General features: G+C 68.0%; 21 protein-coding genes. 7 read left to right on the top strand and 14 right to left on the bottom strand.

What is annotated here, in order from left to right; all coding sequences use genetic code 11:
• Nucleotides 1–583 precede the first annotated feature (583 nt).
• Complete coding sequence (rfaE2, locus tag AB4061_RS38460) at nucleotides 584–1,072, top strand: D-glycero-beta-D-manno-heptose 1-phosphate adenylyltransferase (RefSeq protein ID WP_441641323.1); 489 nt, start codon at nucleotides 584–586, stop codon at nucleotides 1,070–1,072.
• Nucleotides 1,073–1,099: 27 nt separating this feature from the next.
• On the opposite strand, the gene AB4061_RS38465 is transcribed toward rfaE2, so the two are convergent.
• Genes AB4061_RS38465 through AB4061_RS38475 form a run of 3 tightly spaced genes read right to left on the bottom strand, consistent with a single transcriptional unit; the run spans nucleotide 1,100 to nucleotide 3,619 of the window.
• Nucleotides 1,100–1,810, bottom strand: a complete 711-nt coding sequence (locus AB4061_RS38465) for an SPOR domain-containing protein (protein WP_441641324.1) — start codon at nucleotides 1,808–1,810, stop codon at nucleotides 1,100–1,102.
• Between the two features lie 58 nt (nucleotides 1,811–1,868).
• Nucleotides 1,869–2,720, bottom strand: a complete 852-nt coding sequence (locus AB4061_RS38470) for a type III pantothenate kinase (protein WP_441641325.1) — start codon at nucleotides 2,718–2,720, stop codon at nucleotides 1,869–1,871.
• Nucleotides 2,717–3,619, bottom strand: coding sequence for a biotin--[acetyl-CoA-carboxylase] ligase (locus tag AB4061_RS38475; protein WP_441641326.1), 903 nt, complete (start codon nucleotides 3,617–3,619; stop codon nucleotides 2,717–2,719). The genes AB4061_RS38470 and AB4061_RS38475 overlap by 4 nt, the downstream gene beginning before the upstream one ends.
• Nucleotides 3,620–3,760: 141 nt before the next feature.
• On the opposite strand from AB4061_RS38475, the gene AB4061_RS38480 reads away from it, so the two are divergent.
• The 5 genes from AB4061_RS38480 (at nucleotide 3,761) to AB4061_RS38500 (ending at nucleotide 8,776) form a co-directional block, all read left to right on the top strand.
• Nucleotides 3,761–4,882: an MlaE family ABC transporter permease gene (locus AB4061_RS38480; RefSeq protein ID WP_441641340.1), complete on the top strand. Its 1,122-nt coding sequence runs from the start codon at nucleotides 3,761–3,763 to the stop codon at nucleotides 4,880–4,882.
• Nucleotides 4,879–5,772 carry an ABC transporter ATP-binding protein gene (locus AB4061_RS38485; protein ID WP_441641327.1) on the top strand — a complete coding sequence of 298 codons (894 nt, stop codon included), beginning with the start codon at nucleotides 4,879–4,881 and terminating at the stop codon, nucleotides 5,770–5,772. Before AB4061_RS38480 ends, AB4061_RS38485 begins: the two co-directional genes overlap by 4 nt.
• The gene (locus tag AB4061_RS38490; protein ID WP_441641328.1) at nucleotides 5,769–6,710 is read left to right on the top strand and encodes an MlaD family protein; all 942 of its coding nucleotides are present in this window, start codon (nucleotides 5,769–5,771) and stop codon (nucleotides 6,708–6,710) included. Before AB4061_RS38485 ends, AB4061_RS38490 begins: the two co-directional genes overlap by 4 nt.
• A 165-nt stretch (nucleotides 6,711–6,875) precedes the next feature.
• Nucleotides 6,876–7,460, top strand: coding sequence for an ABC-type transport auxiliary lipoprotein family protein (locus AB4061_RS38495; protein WP_441641341.1), 585 nt, complete (start codon nucleotides 6,876–6,878; stop codon nucleotides 7,458–7,460).
• Between the two features lie 11 nt (nucleotides 7,461–7,471).
• A complete protein-coding gene (locus AB4061_RS38500; protein ID WP_441641329.1) occupies nucleotides 7,472–8,776 on the top strand; it encodes a VanZ family protein in 1,305 nt (434 codons plus the stop codon).
• 8 nt (nucleotides 8,777–8,784) lie between these two features.
• Here the strand turns inward: AB4061_RS38500 and pcp are convergent, their stop codons facing one another.
• The 9 genes from pcp to AB4061_RS38545 all read right to left on the bottom strand — a co-directional run bounded on the left by pcp (nucleotide 8,785) and on the right by AB4061_RS38545 (nucleotide 16,626).
• The gene (pcp, locus tag AB4061_RS38505; protein WP_441641330.1) at nucleotides 8,785–9,459 is read right to left on the bottom strand and encodes a pyroglutamyl-peptidase I; all 675 of its coding nucleotides are present in this window, start codon (nucleotides 9,457–9,459) and stop codon (nucleotides 8,785–8,787) included.
• A 70-nt stretch (nucleotides 9,460–9,529) separates the two neighbouring features.
• On the bottom strand, nucleotides 9,530–10,480 hold the full coding sequence (locus tag AB4061_RS38510) for a DUF979 domain-containing protein (RefSeq protein ID WP_441641331.1): 951 nt from the start codon (nucleotides 10,478–10,480) through the stop codon (nucleotides 9,530–9,532).
• Nucleotides 10,481–10,483: 3 nt separating this feature from the next.
• The gene (locus AB4061_RS38515; protein ID WP_441641332.1) at nucleotides 10,484–11,221 is read right to left on the bottom strand and encodes a DUF969 domain-containing protein; all 738 of its coding nucleotides are present in this window, start codon (nucleotides 11,219–11,221) and stop codon (nucleotides 10,484–10,486) included.
• A gap of 122 nt (nucleotides 11,222–11,343) precedes the next feature.
• Entirely contained in the window at nucleotides 11,344–12,084 is a 741-nt protein-coding gene (gene pxpA / locus AB4061_RS38520) for a 5-oxoprolinase subunit PxpA (protein ID WP_441641333.1), read from the bottom strand.
• 95 nt (nucleotides 12,085–12,179) lie between these two features.
• The gene (locus AB4061_RS38525) at nucleotides 12,180–13,202 is read right to left on the bottom strand and encodes a biotin-dependent carboxyltransferase family protein (RefSeq protein WP_441641334.1); all 1,023 of its coding nucleotides are present in this window, start codon (nucleotides 13,200–13,202) and stop codon (nucleotides 12,180–12,182) included.
• Entirely contained in the window at nucleotides 13,199–13,849 is a 651-nt protein-coding gene (gene pxpB, locus AB4061_RS38530) for a 5-oxoprolinase subunit PxpB (RefSeq protein WP_441641335.1), read from the bottom strand. The genes AB4061_RS38525 and pxpB overlap by 4 nt, the downstream gene beginning before the upstream one ends.
• Nucleotides 13,850–14,319: 470 nt before the next feature.
• A complete protein-coding gene (lipA, locus tag AB4061_RS38535; RefSeq protein WP_150992653.1) occupies nucleotides 14,320–15,315 on the bottom strand; it encodes a lipoyl synthase in 996 nt (331 codons plus the stop codon).
• A gap of 43 nt (nucleotides 15,316–15,358) precedes the next feature.
• Nucleotides 15,359–16,090 carry a lipoyl(octanoyl) transferase LipB gene (gene lipB, locus AB4061_RS38540; protein ID WP_441641336.1) on the bottom strand — a complete coding sequence of 244 codons (732 nt, stop codon included), beginning with the start codon at nucleotides 16,088–16,090 and terminating at the stop codon, nucleotides 15,359–15,361.
• 176 nt (nucleotides 16,091–16,266) lie between these two features.
• Nucleotides 16,267–16,626, bottom strand: coding sequence for a DUF2917 domain-containing protein (locus tag AB4061_RS38545; RefSeq protein ID WP_441641337.1), 360 nt, complete (start codon nucleotides 16,624–16,626; stop codon nucleotides 16,267–16,269).
• A 230-nt stretch (nucleotides 16,627–16,856) separates the two neighbouring features.
• Between AB4061_RS38545 and AB4061_RS38550 the strand changes: the two genes are divergently transcribed.
• Nucleotides 16,857–17,816, top strand: coding sequence for a transcriptional regulator GcvA (locus AB4061_RS38550; RefSeq protein ID WP_043351136.1), 960 nt, complete (start codon nucleotides 16,857–16,859; stop codon nucleotides 17,814–17,816).
• Here the strand turns inward: AB4061_RS38550 and AB4061_RS38555 are convergent.
• Nucleotides 17,813–18,973 carry a tyrosine recombinase XerC gene (locus tag AB4061_RS38555; protein ID WP_441641338.1) on the bottom strand — a complete coding sequence of 387 codons (1,161 nt, stop codon included), beginning with the start codon at nucleotides 18,971–18,973 and terminating at the stop codon, nucleotides 17,813–17,815. The genes AB4061_RS38550 and AB4061_RS38555 overlap by 4 nt on opposite strands.
• Nucleotides 18,973–19,641, bottom strand: a complete 669-nt coding sequence (locus AB4061_RS38560; protein ID WP_441641339.1) for a DUF484 family protein — start codon at nucleotides 19,639–19,641, stop codon at nucleotides 18,973–18,975. Before AB4061_RS38560 ends, AB4061_RS38555 begins: the two co-directional genes overlap by 1 nt.
• Between the last annotated feature and the right edge of the window lie 905 nt (nucleotides 19,642–20,546).

Below are 20,546 nucleotides of genomic sequence, written 5' to 3' on the forward strand. Positions count from 1 at the left end.
AACTCGCATCGCCTTAAGGCGATACTCAGACATGGGTCCCTCTTTTCCGCTCTTTTCGTGAAATCCCGAGGCGCCCCATACGGCCTTGGCACACCTTCACGGCTCGCTKCGCATCGCGCWYGGGTGTTKCCCGCCTGGGGGCGGGAAACACGGCTTRCCACAGAGGGRTCAARTTTCGATTCGGTGTAGCCGTGATTKSCGCCCCCAGGCGGCAATCACCCACCCGCGATGCGCAGCGAGCCGTCGGGTTTTCATCTCCCGTTATGGGGCGCCTCGTCGCCGGACGAAAAGAGCGGAAACGAGGAGGCCATGTTTGAGTATCGCCTTAAGGCGATGCGAGTTTGGCCTCCGGCCGCTCTTTTCGCCCGGCGACGAGGAGTCTTTCGCCCCATCCGGGTCGCTTCTTTGCCTACTTTCTTGGCGAGACAAGAAAGTAGGTCGCCTCCCCGCAGGGGAGGTGAAACTGCAGTTGCCCTTGACGTTAATCCGTTGAAGTTAAGCAGTTGACATTGAAGTTGCGCCCCCACCCGAACACAATCGCAGAACCCTCCGCCGCCCAAACACAACGCCTTTCCCTCCCACCATGCCCACCTTCGAATCCAAACTAGTCCCCCCCGACAACCCAGCCGCGCTAGCAGAAAAACTAGCCACCCTCCCCCGCCCCCTAGTCTTCACTAACGGCGTCTTCGACATCCTCCACCGCGGCCACGCCACCTACCTGGCGCAAGCCAAGGCCCTGGGCGCCAGCCTGGTAGTCGGCGTCAACAGCGACGCATCAGTGCGCATGCTCGGCAAGGGTGACGACCGTCCCCTGAACCACGAATCGGATCGCATGGCGCTGATCGCAGCGCTGGCATCGGTGGATCTGGTAGTGATGTTCCGCGAGAAAACGCCGGTCGAGCTGATCCGGCTGGTGCGCCCGGACATCTATGTCAAGGGCGGCGACTACGACATCGATACGCTGGAAGAAACCCGCCTGGTGCGCAGCTGGGGCGGCCAGGCGCATGCCATCGCGTTCCTGCACGACCGCTCCACCACCAAGCTGCTGTCCAAGGTACGCCAGGGCAGCTGAGCGAAGCAGCAAGCGCTGACGCGCGGCTCAGGTGCAGGTCAGCAAGTCCTGCGCGCCATAGCGCTGGCGCATCTCGTCCAGCCGCGAGCGCAGTGCCGCGTCGGCGTTGCGCACGCGCAGCCACTGGCGCGTCAGCGGATGCGGCGTATCGGTCAGCACCGCGGTGCGCACGCCGTGCTCGCGCAGGTTGTCGAGGAAATGCTCGGCATGCTCGCGCTCCTGGAACAAGCCCAGCGACACCGTATAGGTTTCCGGCGAGCCGGCGTTGACCACCGATACATCGGTGATATTGCGCCGGCGCAACTCGCCGAGCTTGCGCTGCAGGTTCTCGCGCGAGGCCTGCGGCGGCAAGTGGACCCACCAGCGCGCCTGCTCCTGCCGCTCGAACTGTTCCACGCGCCAGGCGCCGGGCGGGGCGCTGGCCAGCTCATCGGCCACCTTGCGCACCAGTTCCCCGTTGAAACCACCAATTTCTACGCAAGCCATGGCTGGTGCGGCGGCTTGGGGAGTGGCTGCGGTTGTGGCTGCGGCAGTGGCGGGCCCGGATGCCGCCCGCTTGCCGCTCGGCTGCGGCATCTGGCGGAAGCGTTCGGCACGCGCCTGCTGGGCAGCGCGTTCGGGCTCGCGCGCGCTTTCCAGCCAGCCGGCCAGCGGCTGTGGGCCGAACGCGCCCAGCACGGCAGCCAGCAGCAACGCATTGACCAGGACCAGCAGGATTAGGAGGCTTCGTTGGAGCATTGGGGGCGATGCTGGGGTGGAGCGACGGGTGAAGAAGGCGATATGGCGTGATGCGGGTTCAGCTCGCTGTGCCGACCGGGCTTTGCGAGGCCATCACATGCAGGCCGAGCAACACGAGATTATCGTGCATCTCGAACGGCAGGGAGAGCGCGTTAGCCAACACATGGCGGGCGCCGCCGGAGAGCAGGCAGCGCACCGGCCCGCGCTCGCACAGCGCGCGCCAGGTGCGCTCCACGGCACCGGCTTGGGCCGCCAGGCAGCCGGCGGCGATGGCGTCGCGGGTGTTGTCGGCCCAGGGCGTGGCCAGCCCGGCATCGCTCACGTCCAGGGACGGCAATTGCGCTGTGTTGCGCGCCAGCGCGCCCAGCATCAGGTCCAGGCCAGGCAGGATCAGGCCACCTTCGAAACGGTGCTGCGCGCTCACCACGTCGAGCGTGGTGGCGGTGCCGGCGGTGACGATCAGCAAAGCGCCTTCGGGGCGGTAGCAGCGCGCGCCGATGCTGCCGATCCAGCGGTCGACGCCGAGCTGCGTGGGCTCGCGGTAGCCGTTGACGAGGCCACCGAAGCGCGGGCCCGAGCGTACCCAGTTCACGCCGATGCCAGGGCCGAACACGGTGTCGAGCGTGGCTTGCAGGCTGGCCGCGATGGCCGGGCCGGCCACGTTGCTGACCCACACCAGCGGCTGCGCGCCGCCGGCGCCGGCCGCGCGCAGCGATGCCCATTGCGCCACCAGCGTGGCCAGTTCGCCATGGGCCACCGCGCCGCCGTGCGGCCAGGGCGTGGGCAACGCAGCCTCGTGCAGCGCGGCGCCAGACCAGGCCTCGTCGCACCAGGCCCATTTCAAGCGGGTGTTGCCGATATCGATCAGCAGTTGCGGAACACGCGGCATGCCGGCGCTGGCGCCGCTCATGCGCCCGCCCCGTTATCCGCCGCCTTATCCGCCGCGTTGTCCGCCGAACGCAGCGACACTTCGCCGCTGGCAATGCGCTCCAGGCCCGAGGGCGTTTCCAGCAGCAGGTGGCCGTCGCCGTCAACACCGCGCGCCAGGCCTTCGGCCTGCACGCGGCCGTCGTGCAGCAGGCGCACTGGCTGGTCGCGATAGGCGTCGCGCGCGGACCAGCGGGGCGCCATCGGCGCAAAGCCCTGCGCCAGGAAATCCTCGCGCATCACCGCGAGCCGGTTCAGCACCGCAGCCAGCAGCACGGTGGGATCGCAGCCCGGCAGGAATTCGGTCACGCCGGCCAGGCTGCGCCCGAGCGCGGCTTCCATCTGCGCATCGCGCACCAGGTTCAGGCCAATGCCGACCACGGCCCAGACCCGCTGTGGCCCTGCCGGCACCGACTCGATCAGGATGCCAGCCAGCTTGCGGCCGTCGATCTGCAGGTCGTTAGGCCATTTCAGGCCAACGGCGGCGCCCAGACGCGCGTCGCAGTCGCCCAGCGCCTCGGCCAGCGCCAGCCCTACCGCCAGGCTCAGCCCGCTCAACTGCGAGGGCGCTAGCGGCAAGGGCAGCGCCACCGAGAACGTCAGCCCGGCCTGGCCTTGCCAGGGACGCCCCTGGCGGCCCCGCCCGGCGGTCTGCCGGTAGGCCAGGCGCAGCGTGGCGGACTCGGCCCATGGCGCGCTGCGGCAGGCCAGCGTCAGGTCGGCGTTGGTGGAGCCGGTTTCGTCGACCACGCCGAGGGCCCAGCCGCGCGCGGGGCCGGTGAGCGCGGCGCGCAGGCGGTCGGGGTCGATGCGCCAGGCTTGCGCGGGAGCGGCGGCCGCAGGGGTCGGGTCTGGCGTGGGCAAGGATTGGTCAGCGGACATGCGTTTCGACGATGGACAACACAATGGGCACAAGCAGCTACGCATTGTAGCCGTGCGAATCCACGGCCGAGGCCCTGCGCGCGCCCGCTGACGCTGCGGGTGGCATAGAATCGGGACTTGCCCATCACTTCTCCCCCTCCTTTGGAAAGCCCTACCACGCCAGCCATAGAAGTGACGCGCGCGGACGGAGCGCAAACCGTGCAACTGCGCGGCGACTGGACAGCGCTTGCGCTCTCCGATTGCCACCGCGCCCGCGCGCTGCGCAGCGAGTTGCACACGATCGCCGCGGACGCGCACTGGTCGCTGGCAAGCCTCGCCCGGCTCGATCACATCGGCGCACAGCTGATGTGGCAGGCCTGGGGCGGCAAGCTGCCCGAGAAGCTGGAAGCCAACGAGGCGCAGCGCCGCGTCTTTACCCGCATCGCCGGGCTGCGCCGCGAGAACTGGAAGAAACATATGGTGGACCGGTTCAATCCGGTGACCCTGTTCGGTGCCTCGATCCTGTCGATGTTCTCGCAGCTCGGCAATGGCGTGACCATGCTGGGCCAACTGGCCTTCGACCTGCTGCGCCTGGCGCGCGCGCCGCAGCGCGGCCCCTGGCGCGAGATCTCCGCCAATATCTACAACGTCGGCTACAAGGCGCTCGGCATCACGGCGCTGGTCGGCTTTTTGATCGGCATCGTGTTGTCGTACCTGTCGGCCAACCAGCTGCGCACTTTTGGCGCGAGCATCTTTATCGTCAACATCCTCGGCATGGCGGTGATCCGCGAGCTGGGCCCGGTGCTGGCGGCCATCCTGATTGCCGGGCGCTCGGGCTCGGCCATCACCGCGCAGATCGGCGTGATGCGGGTCACCGAGGAGCTCGATGCGATGCGCGTGATGGGCATCTCGCACGGCTTCCGGCTGATCATGCCGCGCGTGATCGCGCTGGCCATCGCCATGCCGCTGCTGGTGGCGTGGACCGACGTGCTGGCGCTTGCCGGCGGCATGCTGGCCGCGCACTTCCAGCTGGATATCAGCGTGGCCTTCTTCCTGCGCGCGCTGCCCGATGCGGTGCCGGTGGCCAACCTGTGGATGGGCCTGGGCAAGGGCGTGGTGTTCGGCATCCTGATCGCGCTCACCGCCTGCCATTTCGGCTTGCGCATCGAGCCCAACACGCGCAGCCTGGGCGAAGGCACCACCGCCTCGGTGGTGACCTCGATCACCGTTGTGATCGTGGCCGATGCCATCTTCGCCATCCTGTTCAAGGACATCGGTTTATGACTACCACCACGGCCGCCACCGCAACGCCGCCTTCGGGCACCGTGCAACACGCCCCGCGCACCACCGTGATCGAGGTACGCGACCTGGTCAAGCGCTTTGGCGAGGCGGTCGTGCACGACCACCTCAACCTCGATGTGTACCGGGGCGAAGTGTTGTCCATCGTCGGCGGCTCGGGCAGCGGCAAAACCGTGCTGCTGCGCCAGATCGTGGGACTGGAGCGGCCCACCTCCGGCACCATCCGTGTATTCGGCGAGGACCTCACCGAGCTCGACGCGGCCAGGCTGCAAGCCCTGCGTAACCGCTGGGGCCTGCAGTTCCAGCGCGGCGCGCTGTTCTCCGCGCTGTCGGTGATCGACAACATCGCGCTGCCGCTGCGTGAACTTCGCACCCTGCCCGACGATCTCATCTGCGCGGCGTCGCTGCTCAAGCTGCAACTGGTAGGGCTGTCGGCCCGGGATGCGGACAAGATGCCGTCCGACCTGTCCGGCGGCATGATCAAGCGCGTGGCGCTCGCACGTGCCCTGGCCCTGGAGCCGGAGCTGGTGTTCCTGGACGAGCCCACCGCCGGGCTGGACCCGATGGCCTCGGACGACTACGTGGCGCTGATCCGCGAACTGCGCCGCGAGCTGGGGCTGACCGTGGTGATGGTGACCCACGACCTCGACACCCTGGTGGCGCTGTCGGACCGCGTCGCGGTGCTGGCGGACCACAAGGTACTCGCCGCGCTGCCGATCCGGGAACTGGTGCATATTGACCACCCGTTCATCCACGAGTATTTCCTGGGCGAGCGCGGGCAGCGCGCCATGCAGGCGCTCCCGGCTTTGCCGGACGCGGCACGCGCGGCAACGCATGCGGCAACACCCGCAGGCCCGCAATCTGGAGAAGCATGATGGAAAACAAGTCACACGCCTTCCTGGCCGGCGTGTTCACGATTGGACTCGCCATCCTGGTGCTGTTCGCGATCTTCTGGTTCAGCAGCGACCACGCGGTGCGCGTGCCGTATGACCTGATCACCCGCTCCACCGTCAACGGGCTGGGGCCGCAGGCCGACGTCAAGTACCGCGGGCTGGAGGTGGGCAAGGTGGTGTCGATCCGCTTCGATCCGACCGTGCCCGGCCAGATCATCGTGCGCATCAGCGTCAACCAGGACACCCCGATCACCCACACCACCTATGCCACGCTCGGCTTCCAGGGCGTGACCGGGATCGGCTACGTGCAGCTCGACGACACCACCGCGCAGGAAGGCGGCGCGCCGTCRCCGCACCTGGCCACCTCCTCCAAGTCGGTGGCGCGCATCATCATGCGGGCCGGCTTCTTCGAAGAGCTGGAAAAGCGCGGCGACAGCTTGCTCACGCAACTGGAGACGATCATGGGCTCGCTGAACGACATGTTCCAGGCCGACAACCGGCGCGACCTGATGGAGGCGATCCGCTCGGTGCACAAGACCGCCGACGACTACTCGCAACTGGCCAGCTCGATCGCGCCGGCCGCGCGCCAGCTGCCGCAGGTGACCGAGAACCTCAACGCCACGCTGGCCACCACGCGGCGCCTCACCCAGGAGCTCGCCAGCCCCGACGGGGCCGTGATGCGCACCGTCGACCGCGTCGGGCGCGACCTGCAGGGCGCCGCCGATTCCGTGCAATCGGCCGCTGGCGGCGTCTCGCAAGACACGCTGCCGCAGATCAACGGGCTCGCGCGCGATGCGCGCCAGACCATGCGCAGCATCGACCGCGCCGCCAGCCAGTTCAACGACAGCCCGCGCAGCGTGCTGTTTGGCGGCCCTCCCACCGTGCCGGGCCCGGGCGAGCCCGGCTTCCAGGCCCCCTGACGCGGACCGCAAGCCCTCATGCCGCGCACCTACGCACTCGCCGCACGCACACCACGCCTGGCCCGCCAGGCTGGCGCCGCGAATCCTTCGAGCAAACCAAGGCACATCATGATGCGCAATGCCCAAACCCGGCCGGACGGATGCGACACACCCGGCACCTTCGCCATGCCGCGCCGGCTGGCCGCCGGCGTCGCGCTGGCCTGCCTGCTGCTGGGCGGTTGTGCCCTGACGCCATCCACGCCCACCATCACCTACGATCTGGGCCCGCCGGCAGGCGCCGCACCTGACGCCGTGCACCTGCCCAAGATGCGCGTGGCGCAGACCGATGGCCCTACCTGGCTGGACGGCAACTCGCTGTACTACCGGCTGCATTACGCCCAGGCGGAGCGCCTGCAGCCCTATGCCACGCAACGCTGGGTGATGTCGCCGGTGCGCCTGTTCGACGACCGCCTGCGCGAGGCCGTGGCCTCGCGCGGCGCGCTGACCTGGCTCGGCGACACTGCCGCGCCGGCCCTCAAGATCGATGTGCTGGAGTTCGAGCAGGTGTTCGACAGCGCCAGCGCCAGCCGCGGCGTGATCCGCGTGCGCGCCACGGTATTTCGCAGCGGGCTGATCGGGCAGAAGACTTTCGTGGTGGCGCAGCCCGCCGCCACGGCCGATGGCGCCGGCGGCGTCAAGGCGCTGGCCACCGGCAGCGATGCCGCCATTGCGGCGATCCTGGACTGGGTGGCCACGCTGCCGCTGCAGTAAGAGGGCCGCGCATGGCATCGGCTCCCGCGCCGCTCGTTCCCCCGCCACCGCCACCGCCAGCGCCACCGCCGCCGCGCCACTCGCCGCTGGCGCGGGTGGGGCTGTTGTGCTTCGTCCTGCTGGTGGTCTATGGCAGCCTGTACCCGTTCACTGGCTGGACGGACAACGGCATCTCCGCGCTGGCCTTCCTCACCGCGCCCAAGCCCCGCTACCTGACCGGGTTCGATCTCATCACCAACGTGCTGGGCTACTGCCCGCTTGGCGCGCTGGTGGTGCTGTCCCTGCACCCGCGCATCTCCGGCGTGCGCGCCGTGCTGCTGGCGCTGGTGGCAGGCACACTGCTGTCGGGCACCATGGAAGCGCTGCAGACCTGGCTGCCCAACCGCGTCTCGTCCAATATCGACCTGATGACCAATGCGCTGGGTGCTCTGCTGGGCGGCGCCGCGGTGGCGCCCTTCTCGGCGGCGCTGATCGATCGCGGCTCGCTGCGCCAGTTGCGCATGGCGTGGTTCGAGCCGCACGCCAGCTTTGCCATCGTCCTGATCCTGTTGTGGCCGTTCGCGCAGATCTTCCCGCAGGATCACCTGTTCGGCATGGGCGGGATCGTGCGCGAGTGGCTGACCGACCCCGACTCCTGGCCTGTGCAGTGGTTGCAAGGCGTTTTTCCGGGGCTGCCCGACCTGATCGAGAACATCAGCCTGCTGCGGCCGGACGATGCGCAAGGCCAGCAATTGCTGGAGTCCCTCGTTACCGGATGCGGCTGGGTGGGCACCGGGCTGTTCGCCTCGATCGCCATGCGCAGGCAGGCGCCGATGCTGCGCATCCTGGCGGCCTTGCTGGCCAGCGCGCTGCTGCTGAAAGCCGTGGTGGCCGAGATGCAGTTCCCGGACGACAACGCCTTCAACTGGCTGTCCGAAGGCGGCCGCTTTGCCCTGTTGACGGGCTCGCTGGTGCTGGTTTTGCTGCTGCGGCTGCCGCGCTGGCTGCGCGGCGCGCTGGCGCTCGCCACGCTGATGCTGCTGGTGACGCTGTCCAACCTGCTGCCCGCCAATCCGTATTCCTGGATCTCGGAGCAAGGCTGGCGGCTAGGCCGCTTCATCCACTTCAACAGCCTGTCGCAATGGCTGGGGTGGATGTGGCCGTTCGTGGCGCTGTGCTACCTGATCTGGCGCTTCGAGCAATTCCAGCTCGATCGCCGCAGCCTGCGGCGTGCGCGCCGCAAAGCAAAGCGGCTGGCGGCGCGCGCAAGTGATGGCGACGGCGATGGCAGCGGCGATGGCAACAATCACGAGGATGCCATGCCGCCGGGCGCCTGAGCGGCGCCTCAGTGCGTCTGGCCGCCCTGCTCGCGGATATCGCTGGTGGTGGCAAGCGCCGTGGCCACCGCGCAGCGGATGCCTTCGATCATCAACGCCAGCGACAGGCTGGGCTGCCCCGGATGGCGCGCGGCCTGTTCAGGCAAGTAGGGAATATGGATGAAGCCGCCACGGATCCCGGCAGGCACGCCTTGCGTGGCAAGCAGGTGCATCAAGCCGTAGAACACGTGGTTGCAGACGAAGGTGCCGGCGGTCTGCGACACCGATGCGGGCACGCCCGCCGCGCGCATGTCGCGCACGATGGCCTTGATCGGCAGGCTGGAGAAATACGCCGCCGGGCCTTCTTCGGCGATGCGGGTGTCGACGGGCTGCGCGCCGGCATTGTCGGCAATGCGCGCATCGTCGACATTGATCGCCACGCGCTCCACCGACATCTCAGGGCGCCCGCCCGCCTGCCCCACCGCGATCACCAGCACGGGATTGACCGCGTCGACCAGGTCGGCCAGCGCATCGTTGGCCGCGCCAAACACGCAAGGCAACTGGCGCGCGACGATGATCGCGGCGTCCAGGTCATCGGGCCCGTTGCCGATGCGCACGCCGTCAAGCGCGCGCACCGCTTCCCAGGAAGGATTGATGGGCTCGCTCTCGAACGGCTCGAAGCCGGTCAGCAGCACGGTACGCATGGCAGGGACTCCCGGCAAGAAGCCCGGTTGCCCGGGCCCCTGGCCAATCATTCGCGGCGGGGCCGCGTTCTTACATCAGGAAATACAGCAATACGATATTGGCCACCAGGACCATCAGCGCGGTTGGCACCTGCGCCCGGATCACGGCGTTCTTGTCATCGAGCTCCAGCAGCGCAGCCGGCACGATGTTGAAGTTGGCCGCCATCGGCGTCATCAGCGTGCCGCAGTAGCCGGAGAACATGCCGATCGCCGCCATCACCGCCGGGTTGCCGTGGAACATGTTCACCAGGATGGGCACGCCGATGCCGCCGGTCATCACCGGGAAAGCGGCAAAGCCATTGCCCATGATCACGGTAAAGAGCGCCATGCCCACGCAGTACACCACCACGGCCACGAGTTTGTAGTCCATGTTGATATAGGCCGTGGTCAGGTGCGCCACCGCCTTGCCCACGCCGGCATCGGCGAACACCAGGCCCAGCATGGCCAGCATCTGCGGCAGCACCAGCGCCCAGCCCAGCGACTCGGTCAGCCGGCGCGATTCGCGCACGCCCTGCACCACCGTGTCGCGGGTGAGCCAGCACGCCACGCCCAGCGCCAGCAGGCAACCGATGCCGAGCGAGACGAAGGTGACGTTCTTGGGATCGAGCAGCGCCAGGCCGGCGACCTTCACGTCCTTGAACAGCAGCGTGCCGATCACGGTCACCACGGGAATCAGCAGTGCCGGGATGAACAGCTTGTTGCCCAGGCGCTGCGCCGAGGCGCGGCGCTCAGCCTCCGGCAGCGTGCCGTGCTTGCCGTGGCCCACGCCGCCAAAGCCCGCGATCAGCGCCATCACCACGGCGCCGATGCCGACGATGGCCGGCGGCAGCTTGTCGCCGATCAGGAAGACCAGCGCATACAGCGCCCAGAACAAACCCGTGCTGAGCCGGCGCGGATGGTCGCGGTCGGCGAAGGTCATCAACGCCGTGATGGCCAGCACCAGGCCGGCGAGCCAGTAGAGATAGTCGATGGAAATGATCATGGCTTACTCCCCGCTCTTGGCCGCGGCGGCAGCGCCAGCCGTTGCGGCGGACTTGCCGCCCGCTTCGCGCTCCAGCCACATGTCCAGGCGCTTGAGGCGCACGGCGTGGATCAGGAAGGCGCAGATCGCGGTGGGGATGCCCCACACGGCGATATGCAGCGGTTCCACGTCGATGTTGGACGACAGCAAGAAGGTGTGCATCAGCGCGATGGCGCCGAAGGCCACGAAGATGTCTTCGCCGAAAAACAGGCCAACGTTATCGGTGGCCGCGCAGAAGGCCAGCACGCGCTGGCGGATCGGCTCGGGCAGCTTGCCGAAGCGGGTCTCGGCCGCGCCTTCGGCCATCGGGGCCAGCAGCGGGCGCACCATCTGCGGATGGCCGCCGAGGCTGGTCAGGCCCACCGCGGCGGTGAGCTCGCGCACGCCGAGGTAGACGATCAGCAGGCGTCCCACGGTGGCCGACGCGATGCGCGAGATCCATGCCTGGGCATGCTCGCGCAGCCCGTGGCGCTCGAGCAGGCCGATCACCGCCAGCGGCAGCAGGATGATGAGCGGCAGGTTGCGCGTCTTGACGAAGGCGGTGCCGATCGCCGTGAAGATCTGCATGACCGGCATGGTTGCCGCCAGCCCGGTGGCGATGGCGGCAAGCGCCACCACCATCATGGGGTTGAAGCGCAGCACGAAGCCAAGGATGATGATGCCGACCCCAACTAGGGGCCAGAGGTTGACTGCCTGTTCCATGAGAGACACCAATAGAGTGTGATGGAGGCGAGTGCCCTGCGTCGCGTCATGCTGCTCGACACCCACGGGGCACAGTGAAAGCCGGAAGCCTGGGGGCGCGTCCGTTAGGTGTGGCGTGCCCCTCAGACTCCAGCGCGGATTGCGATGCCTTCGGCGCCGAGCCGCTCGCGAATGCGGCGCGCAAAGGCAAGCGCGTGTGCGCCGTCGCCGTGCAGACACACGGTTTCGGCGCGAATCGGTACATAGGTGCCGTCGATGGCGCGCACGCGCTGCTCGCGCACCATGTCCAGCGTCTGGCCCAGTGCCACGTTCTCGTCTTCGTGCAGCGCGCCAGGCGTGCCGCGCTTGACCAGCGAGCCGTCGGGGTTGTAGCCGCGGTCGGCGAAGACTTCTTCCTTGACCTTCAGGCCGGCTTCGCGCGCCACCTTCACCATGACGCTGCCGGCCAGGCCGAAGAAGACCAGGTCGGAGTCGAAGTCGCGCACCGCGCGCACGATGGCCTCGGCCAGCTTGGGATCCTTGGCGGCCTGGTTGTAGAGCGCGCCGTGCGCCTTCACGTGGGCCAGCTGGCCGCCCTGCGCGCGCACCAGCGCTGCCAGGGCGCCGATCTGGTAGAGCGTGTTCGCGTACACCACCTCGGGATCGAGCTGCATCTCGGTGCGGCCAAAGTTCTCGCGGTCGGGATAGCTGGGATGCGCGCCGATGGCGACGCCCTGCTCCAGTGCCCACTTCACGGTCTGCAGCATGGTGGCGGCGTCGCCGGCGTGCCAGCCGCAGGCCACGTTGGCCGAGCTGATCAGCCCCAGCAATTCGCGGTCGTTGCCGCAGCCTTCGCCGAGGTCGGCGTTCAGGTCGATATGCATTGCGTTGCTCCTCACCGGTCTTGCGGCTTGTGTTGAGGTGTTGGGGTTGCTGTGGTTCTGTGGTGCTGTTGTGCTGTCGTTGCCCGTTAGGCGACTCAGGCCACCGCAGCGCGGGTACGCGTGCGCCGCCGCGAGGCGATCACCATGCCGTCGCCCTGCCACTGCAGCGCCTGATCCAGTTGCTGCAGGTACCGGTCCAGCTCGGCTTGCGCAGCGGCGGCCTCATCCAGCGTGACGCGCACGAAGCGCACCGGCGCCCCCAGCGGCACCTGCGCCAGCCGCCACAGGTCGGCGCCGATCACCACGCCGATCTTGGGATAGCCGCCGGTGGTCTGCGCGTCGGCCATCAGCACGATGGGCTGGCCGGCCGGCGGCACCTGGACCACGCCCGGCAGCACGCCATGCGAGAGCAGGTCGGCCGCGCGCTCGGGCTGGCGCGCCAGGGCCGGGCCTTGCAGGCGCAAGCCCATGCGGTTGCTGTTGGGCGTGACGATCCAGTCGGACTGCCACAGCGCTTCGCGCGCGGCGGCGTCGAAATCCTCGTACTCGATGCCGGGCAACATGCGGATCGGCATCGCGTCGCCGAGCTTTTTCACCGGCAGCGCCCAGGATGGCGCCTGCACGCCCAGCCAGTCGCTGTCCTCGGCCACGCCGGGCCGGCCCGCGTCGAGGCGGTCGCCTTCATGCAGCGCGCGGCCACCCAGGCCGCCAAAGCCGGCTTTGAGGTCGGTGCTGCGCGAGCCCATCACCGGCGCCACGGCGATGCCGCCCGCCACGCACAGATAGGTACGGGTGCCGCCCTGCGCCGCCGACAGCGTCAGCGTTTCGCCGCGGCGCACGTCGAAGGCATGCCACGACCAGACCGGCACGCCGTCCAGGTTGGCCCGGCATTCGGCGCCGGTCAGCGCCACGCGCATGTCGGCATGGAAACGCACGGCGGCGCGGCCCAGCGTGAATTCGATGGCGGCGTCGCCCGCCGGATTGCCCAGCAGGCGGTTGCCGATGGTGAGCGCGACAGTATCGAGCGCGCCCGCGGTGCCCACGCCAAAGCGGCGAAAGCCGGGACGGCCAAGGTCCTGGACCGAGGCCAGCGCGCCGGGCCGGGTGATTTCGATCATGGCAGCAGCGCCTCGACGACAAAGCGCACGGTATCGCCGGGCGCAAACAGGGAAGGCGGATCGCGGTCTGCCAGGAAGAGTTGGCTGGTGGTGTGCCCGATCAATTGCCAGCCGCCGGGGGCGGTTGCCGGGTAGATGCCGGTCTGCTCGCCGCCGATGCCGACCATGCCCGCGGGTACAGACAGACGCGGCTCGCGCCGCCGCGGCGTGGCCAGCGCCGGGTCCAGGCCGCCCATGTAGGCAAAGCCGGGCTGGAAGCCGAGGAAGTAGACGACGTACTCGCCCGCGCTGTGGCGGCGTACCACTTCCTGCGCCGTGAGGCCCGTATGCGCCGCGACTTCGGCCAGGTCGGGGCCATGCTCGCCGCCGTAGCGCACCGGGATCTCGACCAGCTTGCCGGTGGCGGCACGCGCTTCGCCGGAAGCCCAGGCGAGCTTCAGGTTGCGCTCCAGCGCTTCGGGATCGGCTTCGCGGTCGAACACCACGGTGAGATTGTTCATGCCCGGCACCGCATCGACCACGCCACGCCACTCGGCGGCGCGCTGGGCCATGGCCCAGATACGTCGCTGTACTTCTAGCGAGGCCGGCGGGGGCACGCTGCACAGCAGTGCCTGCTCGGCCAGGCGGTGAACGGAACATCGGGTCATGGGCGGCACCAGCGGGGGACCTGTCTTGCAGTGTAGGCGGGCGCGCTGTACTAGTCAGGCGCGGTGCCGGCTGCGACGGGTCCGAGAGTGAGATCGCTATTTCATCGACGATTTATCGATAAATTCATAATAACCAAACAAGAAGATGCTGTGGCTAGGTGTTGACCCTAGGCGCTCGGTGCTACGTCTTCATGCGGGATAGCGTTGGCGCACCGCCTCGGTGCGGGTACCGGGCGCGGCGATTGCATCCGGTGCAGGAGCGCCCGGTGCGGCTCTCGCGTCGCACCGGCCCTGCTCGATGCGGGTGCGTGCGCCCCTGCCGGGCTGGGCATGACAAGGGCAAAAGAATTTCCGGGAAATGCGCTCATCCGTGGCGCGCATGCAACGGCGGGACAAAAAAAGACCGGCCGGTAAATACCGGCCGGTCTTCTCGACGGGCTGATGCGCGCCGTAGGGCGCAAGGCTGGGCCTCAGGCGAACCCGGCCTTATGCGCCTGCTCGTCCGCGTGGTAGGAGCTGCGCACCATGGCGCCCACGGCGGCATGGGTGAAGCCCATCTTGTAGGCCTCGGCCTCGAACATCTTGAAGGTGTCCGGATGCACGTAGCGCATCACCGGCAGGTGGTGGCCCGACGGCGCCAGGTACTGGCCGATGGTCAGCATGTCGATGTCGTGGGCGCGCATGTCGCGCATGACTTCGAGGATTTCCTCGTCGGTCTCGCCCAGGCCCACCATCAGGCCGGACTTGGTGGCCACGGCCGGGTTGCGGCGCTTGAACTCTTGCAGCAGCTTGAGCGAGTGCGCGTAGTCGGCGCCCGGGCGGGCCTGCTTGTACAGGCGGGGCACGGTTTCCATGTTGTGGTTCATCACGTCAGGCGGGCCGGCCTGCAGGATGTCCAGCGCCTTGTCCAGGCGGCCGCGGAAGTCCGGCACCAGCACTTCGATGCGGGTGGCCGGCGACAGCTCGCGGGTCAGCGTGATGCAATCGACAAAATGCTGGGCGCCGCCGTCGCGCAGATCGTCGCGGTCGACGCTGGTGATCACCACGTAGTTCAGCTTGAGCTGGGCGATGGTGCGGGCCAGGTTGCCCGGCTCGTTGACATCCAGCGGATCGGGACGGCCGTGGCCCACATCACAGAACGGGCAGCGGCGGGTGCACTTGTCGCCCATGATCATGAACGTGGCGGTGCCCTTGCCGAAGCACTCGCCGATGTTCGGGCAGCTGGCTTCCTCACATACCGTCACCAGGTTGTTGGCGCGCAGGATGTCCTTGATCTCATAGAAGCGCGAGCTGCCGGTGGCCGCCTTGACGCGGATCCACTCGGGCTTCTTGAGCTTCTCGGCCGGCACGATCTTGATGGGGATGCGCGCGGTCTTGTCCGCCGACTTCTGCTTGCGGGTCGGGTCGTACTGCTCCGCCTGGGGTTGCGGGGCTTCGCTGGAAGTGGCGATCAGGGCGTCGCTCATAGTGTTCTCCGCACGCGCGGTGCGTGCATATTCGGCTGGATGACTAAGTGGCCAGGGCCGCGGCGGTATTCCGTTGGGCCGCCAGGGCGCGCTCTTGCGCCTCTGCCAGCACCTCACACAGCGCCGCCGCAAGGCGCCGCGCGATATCGGCTTGTTGTGCCGCGGTCACGGGCAAGCGGGACGCACCCGCCGCATCGGCCACCGCGAAGGTGGCGCCCGCCGTTGCCATGTCGACCGTTTCCAGGCCGGCATAGCCGCAGGGGTTGATGCGCAGGAAGGGCGCGAGGTCCATCTGCACGTTGAGGCTGACGCCGTGATAGCTGCAGCCATTGCGGATCTTGAGGCCGAGCGCGGCGATCTTGGCGCCCTGGTGCCGGCCTTCGGAAAGGTAGATACCAGGCGCGCCGGGCTTGCGTTCGGCTGCGAGATTATACGCCGCGAGCGTATCCAGCACGGCCTGCTCGATCGCATGGACGAGCTCGCGCACCATCAGGTGACGGCGGCGCAGGTCGAGCAGCAGATAGGCCACGACCTGGCCGGGACCATGATAGGTGACCTGTCCGCCACGATCGATCCGCACGACGGGGATCGCATCGTCAGGGGCCAGCACATGCGCGGGATCTCCCGCCTGGCCGAGGGTATAGACCGGGGGGTGCTCGACCAGCCAGATCTGGTCGGGGGTGTCGGGGGTGCGTGCGGCGGTAAAGGCGCGCATCGCGTCGAAACAGGGCTCGTACTCTTGCCGGCCCCGTTCGATGACTTGTATCGATTGCATCCCGGCAGTTTAGCGAAAAGGGGCGGATCTCACAGGAGGCCGCCCCTTTTCTGGTGTGTCTTTCGTGTCTTTCGGTGTGTCTTTATGACGTTGGCGTTGCGTCCTTGCTTGCCGGCCTGGCGTGGATCAGCCGCAGATGGCCGCGCGCGCGGCCATCTGCATCGGTATCCGCTGGCTCAGGAAGCCGTGACCTGGTCCTGGTTAGGCGTCCACTCGGTGCCTCGAACCAGGCGCCGCGCCATGCGCGCCACCAGGTGCGACACGTTGGTCGCCGGCCGGCGGGCTTCGGCGATCAGGGCCAGGCGTACCGGCTCGGCTGCGCGCGGGTCCACGCTGAGCGTGATTTCATCGCCGCTGTTGAGCAGCAGGCTACCGCCGCAACGCAGCCAGTAGTCTTCCGAATCGCCTTCACGGGTCACCCAGACATCGATCCCCGTGGCCTCTTCGACGCGCAGGCGCTGGCCGGCGTGGATGGAAAGGGAGGTAACTTCGCCCGGGCTCAGGGTGAACAGGGTCGTTGTGAGCAATGTTTTCATGTTGGGCATCCTTCGCTGACATCGTCGGCTGCCTCGCCCGCTTGCCCGGAATGGGCGGCCGCCGATCAGCTCAGCCCTGGCGGGCTTATGCTTGGTCTTGCCTGGTACTGGATCGGCACCGGTGCGGGTAGCGCCCCGATGCATTGCATTCTAGTGATTGCCGGTCCTCTTCCAAAACGATATATTTTCCTTGTTCTTGTTAGGTAAGCTCACATAAGACGAGGTGGACGATGGCGCTGAAGGGAGCATGGGAGAGAGATTTGCCACGTGGCTGGCACCGCGAGCTGCCGCGCCTGCCGGGGCTGACCGCGCTGCGCGCGTTCGAGGCAGCCGCCCGCCACGAGAGCTTTTCGCGCGCGGCCACCGAGCTGTTCGTCACCCACGGCGCGGTCAGCCACCAGATCCGCGCGCTGGAGGAAGAGCTGGGCCAGGCCCTGTTCGAGCGCAACGGCAAGCGTGTGACCCTGACACCCGGTGGCCGGGCCTACGCCGGGCGCGTGCGCGAAGCCCTGCTGGAGATCGCCGATGCTACCCGGGCGCTGCAGGCCGGCAACCGCGACAAGCGCCTCACCATCAGCACCATGCCGTCATTTGCCGCGCGCTGGCTCACGCCGCGCATCGGCAGCTTTATCGAGCAGCATCCCGAGCTGGACGTGGAACTGCTGTCGTCCAACACGCTGGTGGATTTCGGGCGCGAGGAAGTCGACATCGCGTTGCGCATGGGCAGCGGCGACTATCCCGGCCTGTATGTGGAGAAGCTGCTGGACGACGTGTTCTTCCCGGTCTGCAGCCCGGCCTTCAACGGCGGCAAGCTGCCGGCGCGGCCGCAGGACATGAAAGGCATGTCGCTGCTGCGCGGCGAGGGCGATCCGTGGAAGCCGTGGTTCGAAGCCGCCGGCCTGGACTGGCCGGAACCGCGCAAGGGCCTGCTGCTGGAGGACTCCTCGCTGCTGCTGCAGGCAGCCGCCGCGGGCCAGGGCATTGCGCTGATCCGCTCGTCGCTGGCCTATAACGACCTGCTGTCGGGGCGCGTGGTGCGGCTCTTCGATGTGAGCATTACCTGCCCGTGGCTGCTCTACTTCGTCTGCTCGGCAGGCATGCTGGAGGCGCCCAAGGTAAAGGCCTTCCGCGCGTGGCTGCTGCCGGAGATGGAAGCCTTCCGGGGCATCCTGGCGCAGTGGGAGGGTTAGCCGCCCTTGCCGGCTTCTGCTTCTTTTGCGTCTTTTGCGTCTTTTTCGACTTCGGCATCTTCGGCGTCTTTGCCCGCGTCCACGGCCTTCGGAACCACCACCGGCGCCGGCCCTGTGTGCGCCCTGCCCGCGCGCGGGTGCGCCTTGTCATAGACCTTGGCCAGGTGCTGGAAATCCAGCGCGGTATAGATCTGGGTGGTGGCCACGCTGGCGTGCCCGAGCATCTCCTGCACCGCGCGCAGGTCGCCCGAGGATTGCAGCACGTGGGTGGCAAAGGAGTGCCGCAGCATGTGCGGATGCACGTCGGTCGGCACGCCGGCCCGGATCGCCTGCTGCTTGATGCGCAACTGCACCGTGCGCGCCGGCAAGCGCCGCCCGCGCGCGCTCAGGAACAGCGCATGCGCATCATCCGGCAGCCCACCGGGGCGCAGCAGCTCCGGACGCACCGCCAGCCACGCGCGCAGCGCTTCCATGGCCTTGCTGCCAACGGGCACGGTGCGCCGTCGCGAGCCCTTGCCGATCACCGTGACCTCGGCACCGTCCATGTCGATCCAGCCTGCGGAGCGGTATTCCCCATCCTCGGCATAGCGCGCGTCCAGCTGCACCAGCTCCGACACGCGCAGCCCGCTGGAGTAGAACAACTCGTAGACAGCCTGGTCGCGCCGCCCCTCGGCGCCGTCGCCCGCGTTGTGCGAGACCAGCGCCACCGCGTGCTCCACCGACAAGGCCTTGGGCAGCCGGTGCCCGGATTTTGGCGCGCGCACGCCGTCCACCGGGTTGGCCTCCACGCCCAGGCCATGGCGCGCGGCCCACAGGAAGAAGCCGCGCCACGCCGACAGCGTGCGGGCAATGCTGGTGCCGGCCAGGCCGCTGCCGTGCATGCGTGCGGCAAAGGCGCGGATATGGTGGGTCTGCAGCGACAACAGCGCAATGCCCGGCGCATGGCGCGCGGCGTGCGCTTGCAGCACGGACAGGTCGCGGGCGTAGCTGGTCAGCGTGTGGACAGCCAGCTTGCGGCTGCTGGCGAGCCACTCCAGATAGCGCAGCACGACCGGGCCGGGCGGCTGCTTGTCGAGCGGCGCCTCGACGGCCTCCTTGCGCGCAGCCGGCTTCTTCGCCGCAGGCGAAGCGGCCTTGCGCGCGCGGCTCGGCTCCATCAGTCGCGCAGGCGGTTCAGCGCGGCACCCGCCACTTCGCCGATCTGCGCCAGGTAGGCCGTGCCCATGCCCTCGTGGAAGCGCCGCGGCTCGGGCGAGCCCAGCACCAGCAGGCCAAAGGCCGCGCCGAGCGTGCCGGCGTCGCGCGTGGGCACGCGCAGCGTCACCATGGCCAGCGAGGCGATATCGTCGCGCTCCAGCCAGGCCGCGGCCTCGAAGCCACTGTTGGCGCCGCAATACGGCGCGCGCAGGCCCTCGGCAAACAGCCGGACGTCTTCGCTCGCGCCCTGCGCCACTTCCATGTGCGCGTAGCTCTGCGCCACATTCCACAGCTTGAGGGCCACGCCAGGCACGTCGAACACTTGCTGCAAGCCGTCCTGGACCGCATACGGCAGCGCGTGCGAGTCCACCTCGGCCAGCAGGCGCAACTGCCAGGCGTGCATGCGCTGCTGGGTGCGGTCGTTGTCATGGCCGTGGCGGACCAGATCCGCCAGCTTCAGCTCCAGGCCTTTGTTTTTCTCGCGCAGGATTTCCATCTGGCGCTCCTGCAGCGACACCGCGCGGTGGCTATGCGGGCTGGTGAGTTGCACCGTGGCCAGCAGTTCAGCGTTGTCTTCGAAGAACTGGGGATTGGTCTGCAGGTAGGAGGCAACTTCTTGGGCGTTCATTGGCTTCAACCGGATTGTTTGGGGGGCAGTGTAGCAAAAGGTTAGGGGGAGTCTTGGGGGGAGGTTTTGGGGGAGGCTTTGGGGGAGTGGGCGGTGTTGGTTTTTGGGCGCAAGGGCCATACGACATTGCCCTGCTGGGGTTGGTCGCTGTTTATTTCATCGGCGATGGCGTTTGCACCCAAGTGCCATACGACATCCCCCTGCGGGGGCTGCCGGTCACTTTTCTTTGACCGGCAAAGAAAACTAACGAAAAGAAAGCCGCCCTGCCGGGAGCAGAGCAATMAGGCTGTTTGGRCCTCGGTGGTTGCGTCGTACGGCCCGGAGTGTTGGCTGGCGGATTCTACCGGCCCAAAGGACATCACACTTGCATGACCCATGGGTTACGTGGTGCGGCCCCTGACCTCGTGCGCGGTGACCGTTCCCACATCTGCCGTTCGCGGGGCGAAGTGCTGCGCCGTTTCGGGTGTGGCTGGTTTCGTGGTTTTGTCTCGGAGGACGAGCGCGGTGAGGTGCGGGCGCGGCCCTCGCGGACGGGCCACGGCGCCCACCACGAAACCAGAGGGGGCGATAGCACGGTGCCGCTCGCGCCGGTACGGCAGGGCATCAAATGGCCGGGCGGCCACCGCCAGAGACAAAACCACGAAACCACCAAGGCAGGCCGGATCGTGGTGCTACGCACCGCGAACGGCAGATGCCCGAACACTCACCGAGCAAAGCGATGAGGGGCACCACCACGTGACCACTGGGTCATGCGGTTTGGGCCTGTCAGTTTTTTTGTGTGCAGGGCAGGTATAGACTCACCGTCGACTTGAGCGGTGAGTGCAGCATTATCTCAACGATGCGGATGGGTGAAGCGCTCCTCGTACAGGATCGCGAACTGGTTCATAGCAGCCTTCCAATCGTGT

This window comes from Cupriavidus sp. YAF13, from assembly GCF_052113425.1.
Classification (GTDB): Bacteria; Pseudomonadota; Gammaproteobacteria; order Burkholderiales; family Burkholderiaceae; genus Cupriavidus.